The organism is uncultured Veillonella sp., from assembly GCF_963551295.1.
Classification (GTDB): Bacteria; Bacillota; Negativicutes; order Veillonellales; family Veillonellaceae; genus Veillonella.
In genome coordinates, this window is the sequence record NZ_CAUVFT010000001.1 from 25808 (window position 1) to 51039 (window position 25232).

Sequence of the window (25232 nt, forward strand, 5' to 3'; positions counted from 1 at the left end):
CTATAAACAGTATCATATATAATTATAGTTAGTAACAATCAATAATTAATATTAAAAAGTTCTATTTTTGTAGCTTGGGTTACACTATTGTTTGTTAAAATGGTTTATACTAAGAGCGTCGGGTCAGTATTCTAAATACCCATACTGATCATTACGCCGGGTTTTGATGAGGCATCGCCTAGTTGATCTCATCCCACTTGTCCGTATATATGTGCGAAGCTTTCACAAAACCCTAGGGCGTAAATAATTAATATATAAAGAGTTTTATAGATTAACTAAGTAGTTTAGCCACTATTCTCCGCAGAGAGGGCTCGAGAAAGGATTTATCATGGCACAAATTGCAGCAAATTTACAACGCATAAAAAACGGTCAACGCCGTTATGCAATTACACCTCGCGTTCCAGCAGGTTTCATTCAACCAGATCAATTACAAAAATATATCGACGTAGCGAATGAGTTCGGCGCGGTTCTTAAATTAACTGGCAGCCAACGCATTATGATTACGAATTTAAAAGCAGAAGACGTAGATAAAGCATGGGAAATGCTTGGCATGGAGCCAGCATACACTGTATCCAACCGCGTACGCAGCGTAAAAATCTGCCCAGGTACCACCTTCTGTAAACGCGCTAAACAAGACAGCGTACATCTTGGCATGCAAATTGAACGCAAGTACTTGTCCCTTGAAATGCCAAGCAAAATGAAAATCGGCGTATCCGGTTGTCCAAACTCTTGTACTGAAAGCCGTATGAAAGATGTGGGCGTTATCGGTACTGTAGACGGTTGGAATGTATACGCTGGCGGTAGCGGCGGTGCGCATCCTCGCATCGGCGACCTCATCGCAGAAGTTAAAACTGAAAAAGAAGCTCTTGCATTAGTTGATCGAATCATCGCATACTATAAAGAAAACGCACAAATCGAACGCATGGGCGAATTCATTGACCGCATCGGTCTAGAGGCTTTCAAAGCAGCTGTATTGGGCGACCTCGAAGGTGCACCAGCTGAAAGTAAGTCCGAAGAACCAGCTGTGTTCTTGCCTGGTCAAGGTAACGATCCTGAAGTCGAAGCACCTCGCCTCGAAGCAGGTTCCCCTATCACACCAGACACAATTATTCGCGACATCGTTGAAACCTACCCACATGTTGTACCTGTATTACAAGGTATTGGTATGGGTTGCCTAGGTTGCCCATCTGCAACAGCTGAGCCATTATGGCAAGCCGCAGAAATCCACGGTTTTAATGTATACGATTTAGTAGAGAAATTAGAAACAGCACGAAAAGGAGCTTAATATGTCCGCATTCTTAGGTCACATCCATTACTGGTTATATCGCAAAATTCAATTGCTCGTTGAGCGTGAAAATTTGATTCTAGAAAAAACTTCTAAAGTTGTTGATGATTTGGCGGAGGAACTACACTCCATCTCCGTAGATACATACGGCGAGCCAATTAATCCAAGCATTCCTTTGGAAAACATTATTGACCACGGCAATATCCACGGCTGGTTAGCTAACCAAATCAACATTGCTTCCGTTCGCGAAGCGGCTTTCATCAAAGACATGCTCGACACAAATTCTGGCGATGAAGCAGTACACGTAGTAACCGCTATCCTCGATGCCTTTGCAGTACAAGGCCAAGCATGTGGCGTTGTGGCTCAAGACAGCCTTGAAGAACACACTGCACCTGCGATTTACAATGCGTTACAAAACTTCTACGTAAATGGCATGCCTTGCGATGGTGGTGACCAAGTGGTTTCTGAAAGCCCAGACGAGTTTACATGGGTTGGTGACCACAGATTACAAGCAGGCTACTGGCGTACAGCGGGCGTTGACCCTAAATTCATGGCCGTAGCATACCAAACATGGTTCGAAGCTTTTGTGAAAGCTATCGATCCAGCCTTTGAACTTGTAACGACTGAAGAAAACGGTACACGTTTGTACTCCATTCGTAAAAAATAATCAATGACTATCTGATCAATCAAATGACTACCTAATCTCAGATATATGTACTAAAAACGAGCGTAAATTACGCTCGTTTTTTCATGTCTAATAGTTGATACATAACTAATCTAGTAGAGAACATACATCCCCTTCTATTTATAGCCTACTAATGCTTCCACCTTATTCATTCTATGGTTTATGTGAGAATTTTGAATTTTCTATATATTTCTTCAAAACTGTAGCTACAGGCACAGCATTGATAAGCAATATCATTTATAATATAATTATAAGGTAATGACATAATGTGAAATTAAGTGTTAGCGTAAGCTTTCAGAACATAAAAAGCTAGAATTAGGAGGTCTATTATGGCAGGCACAGTTAATCAAGAATTAGGTTTATTATTCCAAGGCCCTAACTATGTAATCGTAAAAAAAGGCGGCAAAGCTGGTGAAAAGGTGGAAAAACACAACCACCCTGAAGCTAATGTCATTTTTACAGTTGTAAAAGGTAAAGTACAAGTGTTCCTTAACGAAACGGAAGAACATGTACTCGTACCAGGCCAAGTATTGGAATTCAATGGCGATAACTACATCCAAGCAACACTCGTAGAAGACAGCGAGTTCGTTGTAAACCTCATTCACAAACCTGAATAAAATACCAAAGGACAGTTGATACAAGCAACTGTTCTTTTTATATGGTGTATGTATTAAAAAGAAATAATATAGTTATTAGGTTTTATATAGCTATTTAGTGGTTCAGTTATATCCATAGTTATTAAATACCCACAAGATAATACATAATCTAAAGAGCATTCTTTTAAAAGGAATTATAAATTGTAAATTCCCCCACATCAAAGCGTTTCGTATGACCTGGTGCAGGAACACAGTCTGAATGAGGGTAACCAATTGGGAAGATGGCTACAGGAATGATATGATTAGGCAAGTTATATGCCTTGCGTACTTTAGCAGGATCAAAGTGAGCAATCCACGTTGTGCCTAGGCCCATATCGGCTACTTGGAACATAATATGAGAGCCTACAATGCTAGCATCTACAACACCCATATCCGCATCATCGTATTCACGTTTCCAGCTCACCGTATTATCGTAACAAACAATAATCGCCAACGGTGCATTAAAGTGACCATTTGTGCAGCCTTTTAGTTTGTTTAAGCTCTCTTCAGAATTTAATACAAGCAGTCTTTGCGGCTGGTAGTTATGAGCCGTAGGTGCTAATCTAGCTACTTCTAACAAAATATCAACCTTCTCTTGCTCCACTGGTCGAGTATCGAATTTTCGAATCGAATACCGCTCTGTGGCTAATGCTTTAAATTCTTTCATTAAATCTCACTCCTTTATCGGATTTATCAAAATATATTTTAAACAGTAAGTATCCCATACAATAAACTACCCCCTATCTGATTACTCAGTTAGGGGGTTTTGTGCTTATTATTTTTTAAGACGGCTAATTACTTCGTTAGTAATGTTTTCGATTTTGCTGTTTGCGTCAGCAGCACGAATTGTGTATGGATCATCCAATACTACGTCCATTTGTTTTTCAACACGGATAGCTTCAACAGTGTTATGAATTGCTTGCATCATAGGTTGAGCAATTTTATTGATTTCTTCGTTTTCTTTTTGAAGCAATGGAGCTACAGTTTTGTTGAATTCTGCTTCTGCTTGTGCAGAGTCTTTAATCTTTTCAATTTCTTGTACTTTTTTTTCAATTTGTGGACGGTATTGAGCGTCTACTTGTTGCATTTTCATATCTAATGCACCATAGCCAGGGTAGCTATTTACTACTTGGCTCATATTTACTAAGCCAATGTTAGCAGCACTTGCTACTGCAGCAGTAGCAGACATAGCACCAACAATAGCTAAGGTAGTCAAATTTTTAGATAATTTCATCTGAAATCCTCCTCGATTAAAAGTGTCACTATACAATCCAATAGTGTACTATTTTTACTATAACAAATCTTGCTAACTTTCACAAGACTATGATAAATAGCATAATAAAGACCTATGAACTACTTATGAAAGTTATGAGAACTTAAAATAATACCCACAAGCATACTCTGAGACCCTTAAAGCAGTCAATACAGACATATTCAGAACACACATGTGGGCATTTCGGCTTTCACCAATTATTTATAATTTATCATCAAATAATGGTTTATTATTCACTGAATTATTGTTCATCATTTAAATAGATGTATTTATCGGATTTCAATTTAGATACAAGATCAGGCACCAACCCGATAAGACGATCAAAGCTGCTGCTGTAAGGGTTGCCCTTAATGTTGAACAATTCGATGCGGTCACCTTTAATAACAAGGATTGCACTTGGTTCCATTTTGGCACCACCGCCACCGCCGCCAGACTCTTGATTTTTATTGGCTGTGCAGTGGTTTGTACCAGTACCGAAACCAAAGGTTACGTCAACGAATGGAACGAGCGTGGTATCGCCGATTTGCACAGCTTCACCAACTACAGTTTCCACTTTAATCATATTTTTGAATTTCTCGAATAGGACTTCCAAATTCTCTTTTACATTACTGTTCTCCATCACAGTACCTCCGCTTTTTGTAAAAGTATCATAGCTATAATAATACAGCTCATATACTCAATTGACATAATATATCCTTACGCTGTTTGGCCTTGTGCGGCTTTTAGCTTTGCTAGTTGCTTTGCTTCCTTCCGTTTAACCCAGAAGACACGAGCACTTTCACCCAATAGGGAACGCATGGGTTTAGATACCAAAAATCTAGTACCATACCACGCCAATACGGCAAGAATCATACGACCTTTGATATAACCACTGCCTTCAGCTGCCCAGTTCACATAATCTATCTCAATAGACTCTGCTTGCTCAGGCCAAATGCTATACAACATAGATGCAATAAGCCCCATCCGATACGGATCGCCAATACCAAATCGGCCCTCTATAGCCATATCACGTGGTTTAGAGTGGTTATAGCATCGTTTCGACACAAGGAATATCTGACGCCACAGCTCTGTATTTCTCAAGTGTTTCATAAACCAGAATGTAGGAATTTCAGACTTGAAGGATGCTACCGGATCATTAGGATCAAGCTTTCCAAAACGTTGTTTCACAGTCGTTTTAATATCATTTACCTTCGTAAATACCTTTTCCTTGATAGATCCGTCACTATTAAAAGTAACACGACTTACTACTTCATCATCATCTTGAATGTGAGCCGTTGGATCTTGTTGAATCGAGTCATACCGATCAGCACGAGCTTGTGCATCCATATCCTTAGAAACCGCATCAGGTCGCTCAATGTGCTCCTTTGCCCTAGGTGAGCTCCCCGCCCCTGGTGATTCTTCATCATCAAAGATTGTACTGGAGCCTTGGGCGCTCTTCAAGTCATCAAAGCTTGTGCCGCTGGAACTTGTAGTTGGACCTTGTCCGCCTCCTTGCATAGCCTTTGCAAAGGCTCCTGCCATGTCGCCATCATCGTCCATTACCTTTTGATATTCTTCATCTACACGATTTTCAAGCCATTGTTCATAATCTTTCACAGGACCGATCTTAAGTACACCTAAAACGTATAATTCCTTAAAAAATGGTTTATTTTGAATGTACGCTAAGTGGAGTGAAAATACGCGCCACAGCCATTTGATGCGCAGCTCACCACGATATGGCGACCGTCCATCAATTTCGATGCTATATGTGATTGGTGCCAGTAGGATAGTCAAGATGAGTGCTACAATAATGGCCACAATAACGAGGACCACAATAGCCACTGTACTCAACCACATCACCTCCTTAGGTGTTCCTATGATTAGTTTTCAATACCTTTTCGAGCCATTACACCTTGTAGGTAGTAATGTTTAATCTCTTTCATCTCCGTTACGAGATCTGCCTCATCAATTAATTCTTGAGGGGCCCCACGGCCCGTAAATACGAGTTCCGTTTCTGGATGACGAGCATCGAGTAAAGCTTTAGTTTTATCCCATGTAATGAGTTCAAAGAAGAGAGCCATATTGTACTCATCAAGTACAACGAGATCGTACTCACCACTGCTAATCGCAGCGAGTGCACGTTCATAGCCTTTTTCAATGAGAGCTACATAATCCTTCGGAGGATTACCAGACTCAAAGACAACGACTTCATCACCCCATTTAGCAAGTTCATCCTTACTCTTCATCCCTTCTTTGATGATAAAGAATGGCTTGCCCACAGTTTCTAACGTTAAATTTGTTAAGGTAGGTAAAATAGTATGTTCACTATATACTTTAGATTTCATAAATTGTAAGAAGAGGACTTTCTTGCCAGCGCCGATGGCACGAATAGCTAGGCCAATTGCGGCAGTCGTTTTGCCCTTGCCTTCACCGGTATAAACTTGTACATAGGCCTTCATAGATATACCTCCGTTCATATACTTTTATTTTACAATATATATATACAAAAAGAAAGAAAAAGAACTTGCTATAAGCGCATGTGCACGCATAACAAGTTCTTTTCATATGTATTGTATTTAATTTTGAGTATATAGTATTTGATTTACGTGTATCACAATTGATTTTGCGTATCTAATTGCTAATTGGTAAGAAAATCATAGGATCTACAGGTGTATTGTTGAGGCGTACCTCGTAGTGAACGTGGGCACCCGTACTTTTACCAGTACTACCCATCAAAGCTATGGTTTGACCTTGTTTCACGCTCATCCCTACTGTTACCAATACGGCACTATTATGGCCATAACGGGTAACAAATCCATTGCCATGATCGATTTCAACGAGGTTACCATAACCGCCGCTTGTATACCCTGCAAAGGTTACCACCCCTGCCGCAGTAGCTACGATTTGGGAACCATAGTCATCGGCAATATCGATACCTTCATGGAATGCACCAATAGCACCCGTAACTGGATCAACACGGCTACCAAATGGAGATGTAATAACACCCTTACTCGGCCAAATACTAGGTGTCGTACTATTCACAGCACCACCAGAACCAGCGGAGAAGTTGATGGATTGTAATGCCATCAAATCTTGTGCGCCACCATCACGAAGAATATTGCGCATCGTATAGAAGCTAACAAGCAATTTTTGTGCTTCCTTATCCATTTTGGACAGTCGAGCCGATAATTGTGCCGCTGTTAACGTCTGTACTTCGCTATTATCAGCGGCTTCCTGCTTTGGGTCGCTACCATCCCCGCCACCTTGAGCTGGTGTACCAGATTCAGCACCCTTTAACATTTGCTTATTCTCTTCACTAATTTGATTTAAGTTTTGAATTTTCTTATCCAGAACCTCTGTTTTTTGTTGTAACAATTTCAACTGTTCCGATTGCAATTGCGTTTGTTGTCGTAATTGCACAATCTCAGCCTGACGCACGATGCCCCAAATACCGAGTACCAATGCCAAGACCAATACTACAGAACCAATAATGGCAACGAGTTTCGCTTGTTTGGTAGTTAATGTCAATATGCAGTTGTCACCATTTCTTTCAACTTTGTTTGAAATGAATGCCGGTAATTTCAACATAAAACTTCCTTATTTCGAGACGATAGCGCTCGTCAACGCTTCCTCATTGGTACGCTCACCCAACGCTTCGTTCAAACTTTCTAATTCCTCTTGTGAAAGACTTACTAAACTTTTACCTTTCACAATAGGTTTACTAAAAATACGAGATTCATTACGACCGTAAATACTGGAGATACAGATGCCATTATTGTTGCCATCTAGCAAGGTAAGAGCAAAGGACAAATCATTCCCGATATTTTCAAAGGCATTATACTTAATAAAACCAATTTTTTGTAACGTATTGCTCTGAATATTGCGGATTGCCACTTGCTCGGATAACAAGGACTCAAGGCCCTTCGCAGCATCGCGAATTTCACTAACCTCTACAGATAATTTACGTTCTAGGCTCGCACCATGCTCCCCTTGCATAAAGAAATCGTATTTCTTTTTCAAGCTACCTAAACGGATGTGTAAGATTACACAATATACGAATAACACTATAACAAGAACGATGGTAACCATGCCTATCCACGGTTGAATCGATTCGAACATGTATTTTCCTTCCTATACAATCATCAAAACTCCAACAGTTAATTATACCACTTCTATTGTGAAAGTTAAATGACTGCATGCAATTTAATTTAATATATCTAATATAAATAAACGATACCTATGTAATAATTTATATAACAAGTATGTATGTATCAGATACATATTACAATCCTATGTTTTAGCCCTCTAGTTCGTCAACAAATGGGCTTATTGCTCGTTCTAGTATACCATGTAGGGATGCTATGAGTACACCGTAATTTACGATGGGCGTACCTTGTACAACAGCGCATTCAATACGTCGCAACACCTCACGGCGTGTGAGCATACAAGCTCCACAGTGGATAATCAAATCATACTGAGATACATCCTTTGGGAATGCTCCCCCACTAGTGAATTCTAACTGTAAATCTGTATGACCTTGCTTCTTTAAAAGATTAGGTATTTTTACAGTCCCAATATCATCGCATTGACGACGATGTGTACAACCTTCACTGATAAGCACCTTGGAGCCAGCTTTCAAATTTTTAATAGCCTTAACACCAGTTACCAAATCCTGTAATTTCCCCTTGAACCGTGCCATCAAAATAGAAAAGGACGTCAATGGAATCGAATCGGGGGTCAACTCATCAACCCGATCAAATGCTTGAGAGTCACAGATTACCATTTTAGGTGGATTCTTAAGAGAGTGAATCATAGCCGGTAATTCTTCTGTTTGACAGACTAATGCTAAGCCTTTATGATCGAGAATTTCCCGGATAGTCTGCACCTGTGGCAAAATAAGTCGCCCCTTTGGTGCAGCACTATCGATAGGACATACAAGAATAATTGTATCCCCCTCTTCAACTAAACCTTGTAAAAGAGTTTGCTCCCCTTCTACATCAAGTGGTGTTAGCCCACCGAGTAGATCAAGCAACTCTAAGCGCTTAGCATCAGATGTGAAGTCAGCAGAACCAATAACAGTAGCTAAGTCTGATAAGCCTGTATTGGCAGCTATATAGCCCTCCCCCACTATAACTTTTCCGACAATATCTTTAGAATCATCTAAATTGTTTGTAACTTTACTTATATTGTCTACGGATTCTTTTATAGTTCCTTTAGACTTTACTATATTCTCTTTAAGCTCATCCATATCGTTTTTATATAAATGCTTATCGAATTTAGTCGAATTAATTTCATTTATAAAAAGTGCGATAGGTACATTATTTTGTTTTAAAAGACCTAACCAATGCATATCATCCGAAGTTGGTTCTTCATCAGTGCGAAGCACATAAACAGCAAGATTAATTTTTTTCAGAACCTCTTCTGTTTTCTCCATGCGCAATGTACCTAATTTAGTTGTATCGTCTATACCAGCTGTATCAGTAATCACCACAGGGCCGAGTGGCAAGATTTCCATAGCTTTACTCACAGGATCAGTTGTAGTCCCTGCCACATCGGACACTAACGATACAGGCTGATCAGTTAGCATATTAATCAATGTAGACTTTCCCGCATTACAACGGCCAAAAAAACCAATATGTATACGATTTGCCTTAGGTGTTTGTTCCATACTCTATCCTTGTTACTCAACTTTTATATATCTTACAAAGTATAATATAAAGTTTCGCATAACTTATTTTATTATTTATTCTTATTATCTATTCTATTATTTAATCCTATTATTTTATCGTATTTTTAAACGTATTATTTAACAAGATTTCTTAAATATAGTAAAAGCGCAGCCCGTAGACTACACTTTTACCGCAGATTGTAAATGTTATTGTTGTTATTATTCCGGCTATTGCTATTGCTATTGCTTTTGCTTTTGCTTTTGCTTTTGCTTTTGCTTTTGCTTTTGCTTTTGCTTTTGCTAGCCAATTATACTCTAAACTCTATTGTTTCCGCACCTTCTGTTTGATCTTGCCCATCCATATATGCAATAAGTCTTTCTAATTCAGCTTCAGAGGAGAAAGCAATTTCAATTTTCCCTTGTACTTTTTTGCCTGCACGGAATTTAATATTCACAGGGGACCCTAAACTTAGTTTTAAACGATCCATTAAAGCACGAACTTCTGCCGTATTTTGAGGTTTACCAGCCTTTGCTTTAGATGATTTATTTTGCATAGACTTAACAAGGATCTCGGCCTGTCTAGCGCTTAATTCACCCTCTTTAATACGTTCAGCTGCTTCCATTTGTTGAGCTGCACTTCTTAAAGCTAATAATGGACGAGCTTGACCAACCGTCAAATCACCTTCGATTAAATCCTTTTGTACAGAATCACATAATTTTAAAAGACGAACCATATTAGCAATATATGAACGGCTACGGCCAAGACGAGCAGAAATCATTTCTTGCGTTTGCTTATAGGTATCCATCAAACCTTGGTAGGCCAACGCTTCTTCAATTGGATCTAGCCCTTCACGTTGTAAGTTTTCTACAAGAGCAACCTCTGTCATTTCTTCTGTACTATATTTTTTAACAATAACTGGTACTGTTTTCAATCCAGCAATCATAGCAGCACGATAACGGCGCTCACCAGCCACAATTTGATATTTATTTTTTTGTTTACGAACCACAATAGGTTGAAAAATACCAAGATTCTTGATTGATTCGGCCAATGTAGCTAGACTATCATCATCAAAACTTTTACGTGGTTGATCTACATTTGGAACTAACTCAGAAATCGGCAGTTCATGTATCTCCTTTTCAGGCAATACAGAATCTACAGAGTCAACCTTCATTAAATTCTCAAGGCCCTTCCCCAATCCGGACGCTTTGCTTTTCTTGCTTTTAATTTCTCTTGGCATGCAACTAACCTCTCTCGACCTTACAAATATTTACCAATTATAAATAAGTAAATTTCTTAAACTATCAAAGAACCAATTTATTTAGCATTTGATACCTACTTATCACCAGATGCTTACTTAACTTTAAATACTAGTTCAGTTTTAGTACTTATTTAGCTTTGGATGCTTTAATTACCTCTTTAGCTAATTTCGTATATACATCAGCACCTTTGGATTTTGGATCATATACAATAATTGGCTCCCCATAACTAGGTGCCTCACTTAAACGTACATTACGAGGAATAATTGTTTTATATACTTTATTACCAAAGAATTTTTTTACTTCATCGGCTACTTGAATAGATAAATTTGTACGACCATCAAACATAGTTAATAATACGCCTTCAATTTCAAGATCTTTATTGGATGTTTGTTGTACAATTGTTATCGTTTTAACTAATTGACTAACTCCTTCCAATGCGTAAAATTCACTTTGAATCGGAATCAATACACTATCAGCAGCAGTGAAAGCATTTAATGTTAACAACCCGAGAGATGGAGGACAATCTATAACGATAAAATCATATTTATCTCGTACTGACGCTAATGCTTTTTTCAACATTGTTTCACGTGAAACAACGGAAACTAATTCTACTTCAGCACCAGCTAGTTGAATTGTTGCAGGCGCCACAAATAGGTTTTCAAGCATTGTAGGTTGTACAATATCAGCAATTGGTTCTCCATCAATTAGAACATCATGTACACAGAGCTCTAAATCATCTTTTTCAATACCCAACCCAGAACTAGCATTACCTTGTGGATCCAAATCAACCAGTAGCACCGTCTTGCCTGCATCAGCTAAACAAGCGCTCAAATTTACTGATGTTGTAGTTTTACCAACACCACCTTTTTGATTAGTAATAGCTATAACTTTGCCCACTTAATTCACCTCACAGCTTCGTTCAAAATATTTCTTTTTCATTATAACATAAAACGATGCGAATTACGGTATTTATAAATCAAATTCTTTATAATTATATATTTACGATATTATTTTTACTTGCACTCATAAAGCTTATAGATAAATAGCTTTATCAATATGGTTGCAATACAAATTTTTATTGTTTCACGTGAAACATAACAATTTATTTCTTCATTATATATTTACAACACTAAATAGCAAAAATTACATCAAATGTTCTGTAGGTTTTACGATTAAATGTTTCACGTGAAACATTTAAGAATTAAAGTCTAACGCAAAACATTAAATTATAAAATCAATAAAAATTTTTACAGTAAAAAATTATTACCTTAATATAAATCTATACCAACAGATAAAAATATACAAAAATATTTTATATCATTTTTCTATTTATAGAACAACCCTATTAACGAGAGGTATAAAGTAATCATTCTTTGATCGGTAACATTATATATAACAATAATATACGAAATGTAATATACTAATTTAATACTATACTCTTATATGCGTTTAACAACATATAATCAGATCATATTTAACAAATTGTTTCACGTGAAACATTAAAGTTAACATTAAATGCATAAAAACTTTATCGTCAATAACTTTTATGTCTAAAAAAGCGTTTTGATATAACTTCAAACTATATCTATATACTACTAAATTATATGAGAATACAGGTCCTATATACTTTGACAGGTATTATCCATATCTATATACTATTAGTTAGATAGTAATTAGATTAATAATCTTAAGAGTCTAGAAAAATTACTTTATAAGATTTATATACAATTGATAACAGTAAGCACATGCTCTACGGACACGCAGAGCTTTTTATTTTGAAGAGGAGGCGTTTCCATGCCCATCTATAACGGAATGCTTCCTGCCATCGATAAAGCAGAAGTAAAACGATACGCAGGACTTCGTCACGCTGAGGATTTCCCACAAAATTATGTTGACGAAGCATGTAAGGAAATCCAATTATTGGCTACACCTAAGGGTGTATATCAAGAATATGATTACGATGCAGAAACAAAGACTATTTTAAGTAATCCACCCCTAAAAATTGAAGGGTCTATTATCGAAAAACACTTAGAAAAATCTACTAAGGTATACGTGTTAGGCGTAACAGTAGGTGAAGATGTAGAAATTCGTAGTGAGCAGTTATTTAAACAAGGTAACTATACGGTGGGTTTATTACTTGATGCAGCTGCTACAACTGCAGTAGAGCAGGTAGCTGATCAGGTAAACGAAGTAATCAATACGATTGCTAAAAAACAGGGGTATAAGCCAACATGGCGTTTTAGTCCTGGTTATGGCAATTGGCCACTAGAGATTCAACCTGAATTAGCTAAAATTATTAAAACCGAGCTAATCGGTTTACAAGTTACAGAGAATTATTTATTGTTCCCACGTAAATCTGTAACAGCTATTATTGGTTTAATGCCTGCAAATGAAGATATTAAAACAAAACGAGGCTGTACATCTTGTTCACAACAAGACTGTGCTTCTCGTAAATTACCAGAAAAAGCAACAGTTAGCGACCAAGATAGGGGAGAAGAGAATAGTAGTAAAACTACTGCCGATATTTCTGGCATCGCTATGAAAGGTCAGCCAACAGAGTGATGTTTCACGTGAAACATTTTAATTTTAGGATGTTAAAGGAAGATGTTTATGTATATATTTGACGGTGCTATGGGCACAATGCTGCAAGCAGCAGGCTTAGAAGAGGGCTATTGTCCGGAGCTATTTAACGTAGAAAGACCAGAAGTAGTAAAGAATATTCACGCTCAATACTTACAACATGGCAGTGATGTAATCACAACAAATACGTTCGGCGCTTGTGGGCTTAAACTAGAAGATTATGACTTACAAGATCGTGTAAGAGAAATAAATATTGCTGCTGTAAAAGTAGCCAAAGAAGCGATTGCAGAAGTTAAACCATCTGCTCGTGTAGCAGGCTCTATGGGTCCTACAGGTCGTTTCTTACAACCATTAGGCAATATGAGTTTTGATGATATTTACGACACATACCGCGAGCAAGCCGAGGCTTTAATCGAAGGTGGTGTTGATTTCATCATCATTGAAACTATTATTGACGTACAGGAAATGCGTGCCGCTTTATTAGCCTCTTTAGATGCTCGTGAAGCAGCGGGAAAAACAAAAGAAGATATTCAAATCATCTGTCAATTTTCTTTCAGTGAAGACGGTCGTACTATTACTGGTACACCGCCAGCAGTAGCAACTACTATCGTAGAAGCTATAGGTGCAGATATCATTGGTATCAACTGTTCTCTTGGACCTGAACAAATTACACCTCTTATCGAGGAGATTGCAAGCGTTACAAATTTACCTATAAGCTGTCAACCAAATGCCGGTATGCCACAATTAATCAACAAGCAAACTGTATTCCCACTTACAGCAGAAGAAATGGGCCCATTAATGCTTGATATCGTTGATGCAGGTGCTAGTTATATTGGTGGCTGCTGTGGTACAACACCAGCCCATATTCAATCTATTTCCGATACTGTAAAAGCACATACACCTAAAGAGCGTGCTCATATCGAACCTAAAACAATTATTACAAGCCGTACTAGATTGTTAGAATTAGGGCACAATACAAAACCACTTATCATTGGTGAACGTATTAATCCAACGGGCCGTAAAGTACTTGCTCAAGAATTACGCGATGGTTCTTTCATCCGTGTTAAACGGGATGCATTAGATCAAGTAGAAGCAGGCGCAGATATCCTCGATGTAAACATGGGCGTAGCTGGCATGGATCAATCTCCTTTAATGGAACGCGCTATTTTCGAATTATCCATGCTCGTAGAAACACCTTTATCCATTGATACATTAGACCCAGCAGCTATGGAAGTAGCTCTTAAAAACTATCCAGGTCGTGCCCTCATCAACTCCGTAAATGGGGAGGAGGAGTCTATTACTCACGTAATGCCATTGGCTAAACGGTATGGTGCAGCATTGCTTTGCTTGCCAATCTGTAGTGGTGACTTACCTGAAAAAGCAGAGGACCGCGTTGCTTTAGCTGAAAGCATCATAAATCGCGCTTATGGTTATGGTCTTCAACCACACGACTTATTACTCGATCCATTGGTATTAACACTTGCCAGCGGTGAAGATAGTGCACGCCAAACATTACGTACATTACAATTATATAAAGAAAAATTTGGCTTCCCAACAGTAATGGGCTTGTCTAATATCTCCTTTGGCATGCCTCAACGTCCATACTTAAACGGTCAATTTTTAACAATGGCCCTTGCATGTGGCTTAACAACACCGATTATGAATCCACTCAATTATCCAGCAAAAAAAGCATTTGTATCTAGTACTACCTTACTAGGCTGGGACCCAGGTTCTGCTGAATTTATTAAAGAATACGGCTATGAAGACGAAACGACTGCTCCTGGTAACTCTGCTCCTAAAGGGCCAGATAAAAAATCATTCGATAGCAATGATCCTTTAGCCAATATCCGCGCATGTGTAGAACAAGGTGAAAAAGAAGCTATCATTGATCTTGTAAAAAAAGCCTTAGCAGATGGCATAGATCCATTAGATCTTACGAAAAAAGGTTTATCTGAAGCGATGAACGTAGTAGGGGATAAGTTTGGCTCTGGTAAATTATTCTTACCACAAGTAATGCTTGCTGCTGAAACAATGCAAGCTGCTTTCAACACCATTAAAGAAATTATTCCTGCTAGTGAAAGCTTAGATAAAGGCACCGTTGTCGTGGCTACAGTTAAAGGCGACATTCACGATTTAGGTAAAAATATCGTAGCGGCATTACTTGAAAACAATGGCTACAAAATCATCGACCTTGGTAAGGACGTTGACCCAGAAGTTATCGTACAAGCCATTAAAGATAACAAAGCCGCTCTAGTAGGTATTTGTTCCTTGATGACCACAACAATGCCACAAATAGACAATACCATCGCTGCTATCCGTGCAGCAGGCCTTAAAACTAAGGTCATGGTTGGCGGCGCCGTAGTATCTCAAGATTACGCAGATCAAGCGGGCGCAGATATCTACGCTAAGGACGGCATCGCTGCTGTTAACCACGCTAACGACTTTTTTGAAACACTAGAAAAATAATTTATAGTAACGAGGTACATGATGACATTAAGAGAAAAACATCAACAAGGGCAGTTCACCATTACGGTTGAATTGGATCCTCCCAAAAGCAGTTCTGCGGAAAAGACCTTCGAACAAGCAGCCCGTTTAAAAGGGAAGGTGGATGCTATCAACATCGCTGATAGCCCTATGTCCAAAATGCGCATGAGCCCAATTTCTCTTTCTTATTTGTTACAGCATAACAAAGAGATTGAAACCATTTTCCACCTTACATGCCGCGACCGCAATATTATCGGTTTGCAATCTGAATTACTCGGCGCAGCAGCGTTGGGTGTGCATAATATTTTAACCCTCACTGGTGACAAACCAGATAACGGGGACCATCCATTTGCACAATCTGTATTTGAAGTCGACTGTATGGGACTACTCAATATTGCCAAGACATTAAATGCAGGCAAAGACCTTGCAGGTAATGACCTAGACTCACCTACAAACTTCTACATCGGTGCAACTGGTAATCCTGGTGCTCCAGATTTAGAGATTGAACGCCAAAAATTGGCTGCTAAAATTCAAAATGGCGCTCACTTTGTACAAACACAACCAATTTACGATTTAGAACAGGCAAAACGCTACATTGACAAAATGTCTGAATTCGATGTACCTATCATGCTCGGTTTGATTCCACTTAAAAGCTTTAAAATGGCCACATACCTCCACGAAAAAGTGCCTGGAATCAACCTTACTCAAGAAATATTGGACCGCATGAAAAAAGGTGGTAAAGAGGCTGGTACAGAAATCGCTATCGAAACACTTGAACAAATCAAGAAAATTGCAGCAGGTGTACATATTATGCCTTTAAATGATATCGATACAACGTTACATATTATTGACCACGTATAAGTCATTTTAATGTTTGCATAGAATACCTTTCCCACGGACTCCAAAGCGAGCTAAGTCGTCCTTAGGGAAAGGTATTCTATTTTCATTTAAACTAATTTATCCTATATCAAAATAACTCCTCCTTAAAATGTTGTTGTAAACGATATCATTTAATAGGTAGTGGGGAGGGGGATAGAAAACGAGCTAAATCATTCCTAATGAAAAGGAAAGAGGATGCAAATATAAGATTTGCATCCTCTTTTTGTACTTGTTTTGTATTGTATTGCTAGTTTTATTAAGTTTCACACGGTATGTACTAGTAAAAATCATACTAATGGTTTATCTTTGATTTCTTTTGGTTTCCGTGGGAATTGTTTTGGTGTTTTTCCCGTTTTCTTTATATATATGATTGCTCGTTTATCATCTAAGGTTGGCAGAGTAATGGTTCTTACTTCTTCGATAGTAGCTTTTAGTATGCTAAGGGCTTTATTAGATTCTTTAACTTCTTCTTCGTAGATAGCTCCTTTTAAAGCAACTACATATCCACCTTCTTTTACATATGGCACAGTCCATTCTAAAAGAATCGGCAAACGTGCCACCGCACGGCTCGTAGCAATATCAAAGCTTTCACGGTAATCTTGATGACTCAAATCCTCCGCACGACCGTGTAAGGTAGTACAGTTCGTCAGTTTTAGTTCATCTATAACCGATTCCAAAAAGTTAAGCCGTTTTTTTAAAGAATCAAACAGGGTAACCTTGAGGTTACGATCATAGATAGCCAACGGAATACCAGGAAAACCTGCGCCCGTACCAATATCGATGATAGACATACCAGACTTGATGATTTCAGGATCATAACAGGAGAGGGAGTCAATCATATGCTTAATCACGACCTCTTTCATGTCTGTAATACCCGTTAGATTGAGATATTTATTTGTTTCAATCATACGTGCATAATACAAGTAAAAGTCTTTTGCTTGCTCTTCCGTACAGGGCAAACCAAAATGACTCATTTGCTCCATCATATATGAAACAAATTCAGACAGAGGTGCTATAGGCACATCGTATTTTTCTTTCATAAGTACTCCTAATGAATTGTCTAATATGTATACGACAATAAGATTTGTAGGAAATATCTTTTAAAAAGTTCATATAAAATGCATGTTATTACATGAATTCATATTATTACATGCTATTTTTATTTACTTCTGTTGTATTGCTCTAATTGGATCAATAGAACAGATACATCTGCAGGGGAGACGCCAGAGATACGGCTTGCCTGGCCGATGGAGTGAGGACGAATCTTGTTGAGCTTTTGTTGAGCTTCAAGAGAAATGCCCTTAATTTCTGTGTAGTCCCATTCTTTTGGAAGAATTTTTTCTTCTAGTTTGCGAACTTTATCGACTTGGTCCATTTGTTTTTTAATGTACCCTTCGTAGGTAATGGAAATATCGACAGCCTCTTCTACATCAGGTGTATAGCGTTTCAAACCAAATGCATCAGCTACAACGGCGTAAGAGAGTTCATTACGTTTTACTAAATCATAAGCGTGAATACCTGTTCTAATAGGTGCTGTACCTAAACCTTCAAGCAAAACTTGTGTTTCTTTAGACGGATTGACAGGTGTATTTCGTAACATATCCATTGCTTCTTCAATAGCAGCTTTCTTTGCTGTAAATTTGGCCCAACGATCGTCTTTTACAAGACCGATTTCACGGCCTTTTTCTGTAAGACGCAGGTCTGCATTATCTTGACGAAGCAATAGACGGTATTCACTGCGGCTTGTCATCATGCGGTACGGTTCATTTGTACCTTTTGTTACAAGATCATCGATAAGAACACCGATGTACGCTTCGGAGCGAGCAAGGATGAACGGTTCCTTCCCTTGAATCCACAATGCTGCATTGATACCAGCCATAAGGCCTTGAGCAGCCGCTTCTTCATAGCCAGATGTACCGTTGGATTGACCAGCAGAGTAGAGACCTTCAATATGTTTCACTTGAAGCGCTGGCGTCAATTGCGTTGGGTTCAAGCAATCGTATTCGATAGCATAGGCAGGGCGCATGATTTCAACATTTTCAAGGCCTGGGATGGTACGCAAGAACGCATATTGTACGTCCATTGGAAGAGACGTACTCATACCTTGAACGTACATTTCATTTGTCCCTGTACCTTCAGGTTCAACAAAGAGTTGATGGCGTTCTTTATCGGCAAAGCGTACCACCTTATCTTCGATAGAAGGGCAGTAACGAGGGCCAACGCCTTCGATTTTACCACTGTACATAGGAGCCCGGTGAATATTGCTATGAATGATTTCGTGCGTTTCTTTATTAGTATAGGTCAACCAACATACATCTTCATTACGATTAATCCATTCATCCATGAAGGAAAATGCGTGATGATGTGCATCGCCTTCTTGAACTACCATATTTTCGAGGTTTAAAGTACGTTTATCTACACGTGCTGGTGTACCCGTCTTAAAACGCATCAATTCAATACCATTATCGAGTAAGGATTGAGAGAAATGTTCCGCTACGCGTTGACCATTTGGACCGCCTACATAATCGATATCACCGATGAGGATTTTACCTTTCAAATAGGTACCTGTACAAAGAATAATAGCCTTAGCACCATAAAATTCACCAAGCTCTGTAACGATACCTGTTACCTTGTCATCCTCAACCTTAAGTTCTGTCACCATGATTTGCTTAACATTGAGATTATCTGTATTCTCCAATGTTTGTTTCATCAAATGTTGGTATTTAATCTTGTCAGATTGGCAGCGCAAAGAATGAACGGCAGGTCCTTTGCCCATATTGAGCATACGCATTTGGATAGCTGTAGCATCCGCATTGATACCCATTTGACCGCCTAATGCGTCAACTTCGTAAACAAGATGGCTTTTACCAGGGCCACCCACGGCAGGGTTGCACGGCATAAGCGCAATATTATCTAAACTGATGGTCGCCATCAACGTGCGATGACCCATGCGGGCAGCGGCGAGGGCCGCCTCACAACCAGCATGACCACCACCGATGACGATGACATCATAATTATCTACTGTGTACATATGAATTTCCTTATATATTATTACTTATGTTGAAAGCTTATTTTATTTAAATCACGAGGCCGTAGGCCGAGTTCCCCCCTATTCTCCATAGAGTGGCAATGAGGGCTTTCAAAAAACGACTTTGGCCCTATCCCGAAGGGATAGACCCGGCCAGTGGAGGCTTTTTGGAAGTACTCATTGTCATCATCACTTACCTAAACAGAATCTACTGAATAGTTCGTCGATCATGGATTCTCTAATTGTATCGCCCGTGATGTCACCTAGTAGTTCCCAAGCGCTACGCAGGTCGGTGGCCACAAAGTCTACAGGCATGCCCATGTCGATAGAGGAGAGGGCTTGTTCTACTTGAGCCTTCGCTTGTTCCATGAGGCTGATGTGGCGCACATTACTGATCATAGCGCTATTGTCTTGTTTTACGCGACCGCCGTAGACGAGTTCTTGCACCCATTTAACAAGAACCGCAGAGCCTTCGCCTTCTTTAGCACTGATTCGTTCGATAGCCGTAAAGTTTCCGTGTTCTTTAATATTTTCGTCTGTAACGACTTGTGCCACATCGGACTTATTGAGGAGTACGATAGTATTCAAACCGCTCACAGAGGTCAAAATTTCGATTTCTTCAGGGGTTAAAGGAGTAGACCCGTCTATAACACAAAGCACGATGTCTGCTTTGTTGATATAATCTCGAGCGCGCTCAACACCAAGGGCTTCCACCGTATCTTGTGTGTCGCGAATACCTGCTGTATCGATAAGGCGTAAAGAAATACCTTCTACGGTCATATATTCTTCAATACTGTCACGTGTCGTCCCCGGAATATCCGTTACGATAGCGCGGTTTTCGCGCAAGAGAGCGTTCATCAAGCTCGATTTACCTGCATTTGGACGGCCTACAATAACCGTTGTAATACCGTCACGAATTAAACGGCCTGTGTTTGCTGTAGACAACAATTCATCCATAGCTTTCAAAATAGGCTGCAACTGTTCGCGCACCTCTTGGCTCGTTACATCTTCGATATCCTCCTCAGGATAATCAATGGTTACCTCTAAATGAGCAATCATGGCGATGAGCTGCTCTCGCACATCTTTTACAAAGGACGAAACAGTTCCATCTAGCTGAGCCACAGCGAGGGAGAGGGAGTCCTCTGTTTTTGCTTCAATAATATCAATGATCGCCTCCGCTTGTGTGAGGTCGATACGTCCGTTCATAAAGGCACGCTTCGTAAATTCACCGGCATCAGCCATGCGCACATCGTGATTTACGAGTAATTTCAAGATTTGTCGAACCGGCACAATACCGCCGTGACACTGAATTTCTACCACATCTTCCGCCGTGTAAGAATGAGGGCCTTTCATTAATAACACAAGAACCTCGTCGATGGTCTTGTTCGTCGCTGGATCCACAATGGTCCCATATTGTATCGTTCTATTTTGGCGATCCATCAAAGGAACGGTGCCAGTGCTCTTGAACAGGCTATTTACAATAGGAAAACTATCCTTGCCGCTAACACGAATAATACCAACCCCACCGATGCCGGGCGGTGTCGCAATGGCCGCTATTGTATCATCTATATACATATATATCTCCGTATTTCGATTATTATCTTTTATATGTTCTTCGCCTGTGAAAGTTAAACTAAACCAATCTTACCCGTGCGAAGATTAACTTAGGTTAGCTTTCACCATAACCTAAAGAATAAAGGGAACAGCCCTCAAGTAACGGAGAATACCAGTTACCTGAAAGCTGCACCATTATATTTTATTTTTTGTACGAAATCACAACGTGACGGAATGGTTCATCCCCTTCACTGTTGGTAATAACATTTTTATCCCCTTGAAGGGCGGTATGAATGATTTTACGTTCAAAAGCATTCATCGGTTCTAAAGAAACCTTTTGACGATTGCGTTTCACCTTAGAAGCCAAGCGTTTCGCGAGATTCACCAATGTTTCTTCTCGGCGAGAACGATAATTTTCCACATCTACCACGATATGGCAATGGCCAGATACATCCTTGTGAGCCACGAGATTTGTTAAGTATTGAATAGCATCCAATGTTTGACCATGTTTACCAATCAAAATACCTAGCTCTTCGCCGTGTACTTGGAATGTAATTTTATCTTTCGTCATCATTTTTTCGATAACTACTTTAAGGCCCATTTGTGTAAACATATCATCGAGGAATTGTTTACCTTTTTCAGCAATTTCTTGTTGATCCTCTTTTGAAAGTTCCTTTTTAGAAGGTTTCTCTTCTACAGTACTTTCAGAAGTTTCAGCTGCCGTATCTTGTACTTCTGTTTCGCTTGTTGCCACTGGTTCGGAAGCAATAGCTACAGATTGTTCTTTAACATTAGCTGCTTCTTCTGCAGTAGCAGATTTAGCTAAAGCGGTGAAGAATAAGCGAACAACTGCTGGTTTACGACCAATGCCTAAGAATCCACTAGAAGGTTGTTCTAAGACCTTAGTTTCTACCAATTCTTGACCTTCAGAGGCCAATTGAGCTACACCTTTAGCAATGGCATCTTCAATGGTTTTAGCAGATACATCGATAAATTCCATAGTGCCTCCTATTATTTAGCTTCTAAGCCTTTGTAAATAAAATGTTGTTGTACAAATTGGAACACATTGGATACGATCCAGTAAATAACTAAGCCAGAAGGGAAGTTAAGAGAAATGTAACCAATGAATAGAGGCATAAAGATTGTCATAATCTTTTGTTGTTGCGCAGCAGCACCAGTTGCACCGCTACTAGTTTGACGGGACATAATCCAAGTGGACACCGCACTCAATACTGGCAAGATGTACATAGGATCTGGTTCGCCAAGGCTAGGAAGCCATAAGAAATGTACATAGTTTTGATCGTATGGATAGCTTTGTAAAGCATAGAAGATAGCGATCAAGAATGGCATTTGCACCAATAGAGGCAAGCAGCCCGCTAATGGGTTAACGCCCATTTCTTTGTACAATGCACCCATTTCCGCTTGCAGTTTTGCAGGATCATTTTTGTATTTATCTTGCAATTCTTTCATGCGAGGCTGCAACTCTTGCATAGCCTTCATGGATTTGATTTGTTTAACAGTAAGTGGCGCCAAAATCGCTTTAATAACGATTGTTAAAAGGATAATAGCCACACCGTAGCTCGGATAGCCTACCATTTGAGTCAATTGGAACGCATAGGTTACCAATGTACTCATCAAATTAACGATAGGTTGGAATACACTACTTAAAAATTCCATTGTTTCTCCTTTTCTTACAGTCGAAATCGTCCTCTGCGCATCTATATATCGTTATGGTATGGTCTAAATTTCATCCATACAGATGCTCAGGTATTTCCAAAACTGTGCTAGATAATGATGGTGAAAGTTACTTTCACAGAACACATCCAGTCTAATCCCAAAGGGGTTAGGGAACTGGATCGTAGCCACCCTTATGAAAAGGATGACAGCGAAGAATGCGTTTTAAACCCATCCAGCTACCTTTCAAAGGACCATATTTTTCGATGGCCTGCAGAGTATATGTAGAACATGTCGGATAATAACGGCAACATCCAGGTTTTAAGGGAGATATGGCAAGCTGATAGAACCTAATTAAAAGTCGTAAAAGCATAGTTATACAGCGTTTCATGGAAACCTCCATATATACAAAAAGGACCAAAGCCTCTAACTTGTGGTCCTATTTATCATTTTGTATCAATAATTTGCTTTTTCGCAAGAGATACAAAATCTCATTTTCCGCTTTTTCGTAGGTAGCGTTTTTCAGAGGGCCACGTCCAACAATTACGATATGATACCCTTCGCGAATGGCGTGCTGATTGAGGCGATATACCTCTTTCATAAGGCGTCTAGCTCGATTGCGCTCCACTGCACAACCAACCTTTTTACCTGTTACAAAACCAATGCGAGTAGGTTGCTTTGCCACGGGCATACGATACAGTACACACATACGGCCTACTTCGTATTTACCGTGCTTATATACAAGGCGATATTCATTATTGTGTGTCAGTCGTCTTGCTTTATCAAGGCAATAATCCATATGCATTGTCCTTAAGTCCTAAGAATAGAAAAACTTGGCAGCAGCGCCAAGTTTTTTCTCCTGCCTAACAGCTATTATATTATGCAGATAAGCGTTTTCTGCCTTTTGCACGTCTTCTTTTCAAAACGAGACGGCCACCGATAGTTTTCATACGTTCACGGAAACCATGGGTACGTTTTCTCCAAAGAGTATTTGGTTGGTAAGTACGTTTCATTAGTAAAACACCTCCTCGTCATTTTGTATTGTTTTACTTATACCATAACAGGGTTATTATAGAGGTAAAACGTAAATTTGTCAATCATTTAGGGCTATTCTGAAAGACTTTCATGTAGATTTTACTTAAATCCGATAGAACTTAAACTGATACTACTTTTATAGGGGGAGGAATAGATGTGGTTTTCTCCCTCCATACGACACGTAAGTCGGTCAAAAATCCACATCTATTCCTACTCCTAACACACTCTAATGACTACTAATATACCTACCACCAGTATAAAAAGTAGTATCAGTTTTTATACCAATCTAATAAAAGTCTTTCAGAATACGGATCTAAGATTTAACAAATCTCACCTTTTAACCTCTGGGGAAGGAGATAGGGACTGATGTTACGTTTTCAGGAGGAGGAATATAGGGATCCTTTATCGCTCCATACGACGCGTAAAGTCGCTCAAAAGGACCCTATATTCCCTCCCTAAGTAAACCCTAATGTCACCTTCAATACCACTACACGATGTAAACGTAACATCAATTTATCAGCACCACAAGAACTCACAATCCTAATCTTTTTATATTTTGACAAATTTATATTTTGATCTCTAGTTGAAAGGAGAGAGGAATAGATGTGGTTTTCTCCCTCCATACGACACGTAAATCGGTCAAAAATCCACATCTATTCCTACTCCTAACACACTCTAATGACTACTAATATACCTACCACCAGTATAAAAAGTAGTATCAGTTTTTATACCAATCTAATAAAAGTCTTTCAGAATACGGATCTAAGATTTAACAAATCTCACCTTTTAACCTCTGGGGAAGGAGATAGGGACTGATGTTACGTTTTCAGGAGGAGGAATATAGGGATCCTTTATCGCTCCATACGACGCGTAAAGTCGCTCAAAAGAACCCTATATTCCCTCCCTAAGTAAACCCTAAGCACACCTTAAACACCACTACACGATGTAAACGTAACATCAATTTTCAACAACACAAGAACTCACAATCCTAATCTTTTTATATTTTGACAAATTTACCTTTTGATCTCTAGTTGAAAGAAGGGAGGAATAGATGTGGTTTTCTCCCTCCATACGACGCGTTTCGGTCAAAAATCCATATCTACACCTAACACTTCCCCTTAGAAAAATCACTAGTTTGTCATTTTTATTAATCATTTAGTTTTGATTATCTGAAGGTTGATGCTGTTATGTTCATCAATTACTTTTTCATCTA

Annotated in this window: 24 protein-coding genes; 6 read left to right on the forward strand and 18 right to left on the reverse strand. The window is 39.1% G+C overall.

All coding sequences use genetic code 11. From position 1 onward, the window contains the following. The first annotated feature begins 328 nt into the window (after positions 1–328). From RYO55_RS00095 to RYO55_RS00105, 3 genes are all read left to right on the forward strand, one after another. Positions 329–1285 (forward strand): DUF1858 domain-containing protein, encoded by a 957-nt coding sequence (locus tag RYO55_RS00095; RefSeq protein WP_004694418.1) that lies wholly within the window; start codon positions 329–331, stop codon positions 1283–1285. Between the two features lies 1 nt (position 1286). Then, entirely contained in the window at positions 1287–1952 is a 666-nt protein-coding gene (locus tag RYO55_RS00100) for a hypothetical protein (RefSeq protein ID WP_314983586.1), read from the forward strand. A gap of 347 nt (positions 1953–2299) precedes the next feature. After that, positions 2300–2587 carry a cupin domain-containing protein gene (locus tag RYO55_RS00105; protein WP_004694414.1) on the forward strand — a complete coding sequence of 96 codons (288 nt, stop codon included), beginning with the start codon at positions 2300–2302 and terminating at the stop codon, positions 2585–2587. Positions 2588–2750: 163 nt separating this feature from the next. Here the strand turns inward: RYO55_RS00105 and RYO55_RS00110 are convergent, their stop codons facing one another. The 10 genes from RYO55_RS00110 to RYO55_RS00155 form a co-directional block, all read right to left on the reverse strand. Continuing rightward, entirely contained in the window at positions 2751–3272 is a 522-nt protein-coding gene (locus tag RYO55_RS00110) for a nitroreductase family protein (RefSeq protein WP_314983588.1), read from the reverse strand. A 108-nt stretch (positions 3273–3380) separates the two neighbouring features. Then, positions 3381–3839 carry an OmpH family outer membrane protein gene (locus tag RYO55_RS00115; protein ID WP_004694409.1) on the reverse strand — a complete coding sequence of 153 codons (459 nt, stop codon included), beginning with the start codon at positions 3837–3839 and terminating at the stop codon, positions 3381–3383. A gap of 280 nt (positions 3840–4119) precedes the next feature. Further along, positions 4120–4497: a GerW family sporulation protein gene (locus tag RYO55_RS00120; protein ID WP_004694406.1), complete on the reverse strand. Its 378-nt coding sequence runs from the start codon at positions 4495–4497 to the stop codon at positions 4120–4122. A gap of 77 nt (positions 4498–4574) precedes the next feature. Continuing rightward, complete coding sequence (locus RYO55_RS00125; RefSeq protein ID WP_314983656.1) at positions 4575–5708, reverse strand: hypothetical protein; 1134 nt, start codon at positions 5706–5708, stop codon at positions 4575–4577. Between the two features lie 29 nt (positions 5709–5737). Next, on the reverse strand, positions 5738–6316 hold the full coding sequence (locus tag RYO55_RS00130; protein ID WP_004694402.1) for a cob(I)yrinic acid a,c-diamide adenosyltransferase: 579 nt from the start codon (positions 6314–6316) through the stop codon (positions 5738–5740). A gap of 172 nt (positions 6317–6488) precedes the next feature. Next, the gene (locus RYO55_RS00135) at positions 6489–7445 is read right to left on the reverse strand and encodes a M23 family metallopeptidase (protein ID WP_314983589.1); all 957 of its coding nucleotides are present in this window, start codon (positions 7443–7445) and stop codon (positions 6489–6491) included. A 9-nt stretch (positions 7446–7454) separates the two neighbouring features. Continuing rightward, the gene (locus tag RYO55_RS00140) at positions 7455–7976 is read right to left on the reverse strand and encodes a DUF4446 family protein (protein ID WP_278451859.1); all 522 of its coding nucleotides are present in this window, start codon (positions 7974–7976) and stop codon (positions 7455–7457) included. Positions 7977–8154: 178 nt separating this feature from the next. Further along, complete coding sequence (hydF, locus tag RYO55_RS00145; RefSeq protein ID WP_314983591.1) at positions 8155–9525, reverse strand: [FeFe] hydrogenase H-cluster maturation GTPase HydF; 1371 nt, start codon at positions 9523–9525, stop codon at positions 8155–8157. Between the two features lie 308 nt (positions 9526–9833). Further along, the gene (locus RYO55_RS00150) at positions 9834–10763 is read right to left on the reverse strand and encodes a ParB/RepB/Spo0J family partition protein (protein WP_004692957.1); all 930 of its coding nucleotides are present in this window, start codon (positions 10761–10763) and stop codon (positions 9834–9836) included. A gap of 148 nt (positions 10764–10911) precedes the next feature. Beyond that, entirely contained in the window at positions 10912–11682 is a 771-nt protein-coding gene (locus tag RYO55_RS00155; protein ID WP_287525929.1) for an AAA family ATPase, read from the reverse strand. Between the two features lie 897 nt (positions 11683–12579). On the opposite strand from RYO55_RS00155, the gene RYO55_RS00160 reads away from it, so the two are divergent. From RYO55_RS00160 to RYO55_RS00170, 3 genes are read left to right on the forward strand one after another with little or no spacing between them, the layout of a single operon-like run. Then, positions 12580–13347 carry a hypothetical protein gene (locus tag RYO55_RS00160; protein WP_004692955.1) on the forward strand — a complete coding sequence of 256 codons (768 nt, stop codon included), beginning with the start codon at positions 12580–12582 and terminating at the stop codon, positions 13345–13347. Positions 13348–13395: 48 nt separating this feature from the next. Then, complete coding sequence (locus RYO55_RS00165; RefSeq protein ID WP_314983592.1) at positions 13396–15831, forward strand: homocysteine S-methyltransferase family protein; 2436 nt, start codon at positions 13396–13398, stop codon at positions 15829–15831. A gap of 21 nt (positions 15832–15852) precedes the next feature. Beyond that, positions 15853–16710, forward strand: a complete 858-nt coding sequence (locus RYO55_RS00170; RefSeq protein WP_314983658.1) for a methylenetetrahydrofolate reductase — start codon at positions 15853–15855, stop codon at positions 16708–16710. 305 nt (positions 16711–17015) lie between these two features. On the opposite strand, the gene rsmG is transcribed toward RYO55_RS00170, so the two are convergent. The 8 genes from rsmG to rpmH form a co-directional block, all read right to left on the reverse strand. Beyond that, a complete protein-coding gene (rsmG, locus tag RYO55_RS00175) occupies positions 17016–17768 on the reverse strand; it encodes a 16S rRNA (guanine(527)-N(7))-methyltransferase RsmG (protein ID WP_314983593.1) in 753 nt (250 codons plus the stop codon). A 119-nt stretch (positions 17769–17887) separates the two neighbouring features. After that, positions 17888–19759 carry a tRNA uridine-5-carboxymethylaminomethyl(34) synthesis enzyme MnmG gene (gene mnmG / locus RYO55_RS00180; protein ID WP_314983594.1) on the reverse strand — a complete coding sequence of 624 codons (1872 nt, stop codon included), beginning with the start codon at positions 19757–19759 and terminating at the stop codon, positions 17888–17890. Between the two features lie 186 nt (positions 19760–19945). Further along, complete coding sequence (gene mnmE / locus RYO55_RS00185; RefSeq protein ID WP_314983595.1) at positions 19946–21331, reverse strand: tRNA uridine-5-carboxymethylaminomethyl(34) synthesis GTPase MnmE; 1386 nt, start codon at positions 21329–21331, stop codon at positions 19946–19948. A 181-nt stretch (positions 21332–21512) separates the two neighbouring features. After that, positions 21513–22310: an RNA-binding cell elongation regulator Jag/EloR gene (gene jag / locus RYO55_RS00190; RefSeq protein ID WP_314983597.1), complete on the reverse strand. Its 798-nt coding sequence runs from the start codon at positions 22308–22310 to the stop codon at positions 21513–21515. 11 nt (positions 22311–22321) lie between these two features. Continuing rightward, on the reverse strand, positions 22322–22987 hold the full coding sequence (locus RYO55_RS00195) for a YidC/Oxa1 family membrane protein insertase (protein WP_123138250.1): 666 nt from the start codon (positions 22985–22987) through the stop codon (positions 22322–22324). 166 nt (positions 22988–23153) lie between these two features. After that, entirely contained in the window at positions 23154–23375 is a 222-nt protein-coding gene (yidD, locus tag RYO55_RS00200) for a membrane protein insertion efficiency factor YidD (RefSeq protein ID WP_012865047.1), read from the reverse strand. 48 nt (positions 23376–23423) lie between these two features. After that, complete coding sequence (rnpA, locus tag RYO55_RS00205; RefSeq protein WP_314983599.1) at positions 23424–23783, reverse strand: ribonuclease P protein component; 360 nt, start codon at positions 23781–23783, stop codon at positions 23424–23426. A gap of 79 nt (positions 23784–23862) precedes the next feature. After that, the gene (gene rpmH, locus RYO55_RS00210) at positions 23863–23997 is read right to left on the reverse strand and encodes a 50S ribosomal protein L34 (RefSeq protein ID WP_004692946.1); all 135 of its coding nucleotides are present in this window, start codon (positions 23995–23997) and stop codon (positions 23863–23865) included. Between the last annotated feature and the right edge of the window lie 1235 nt (positions 23998–25232).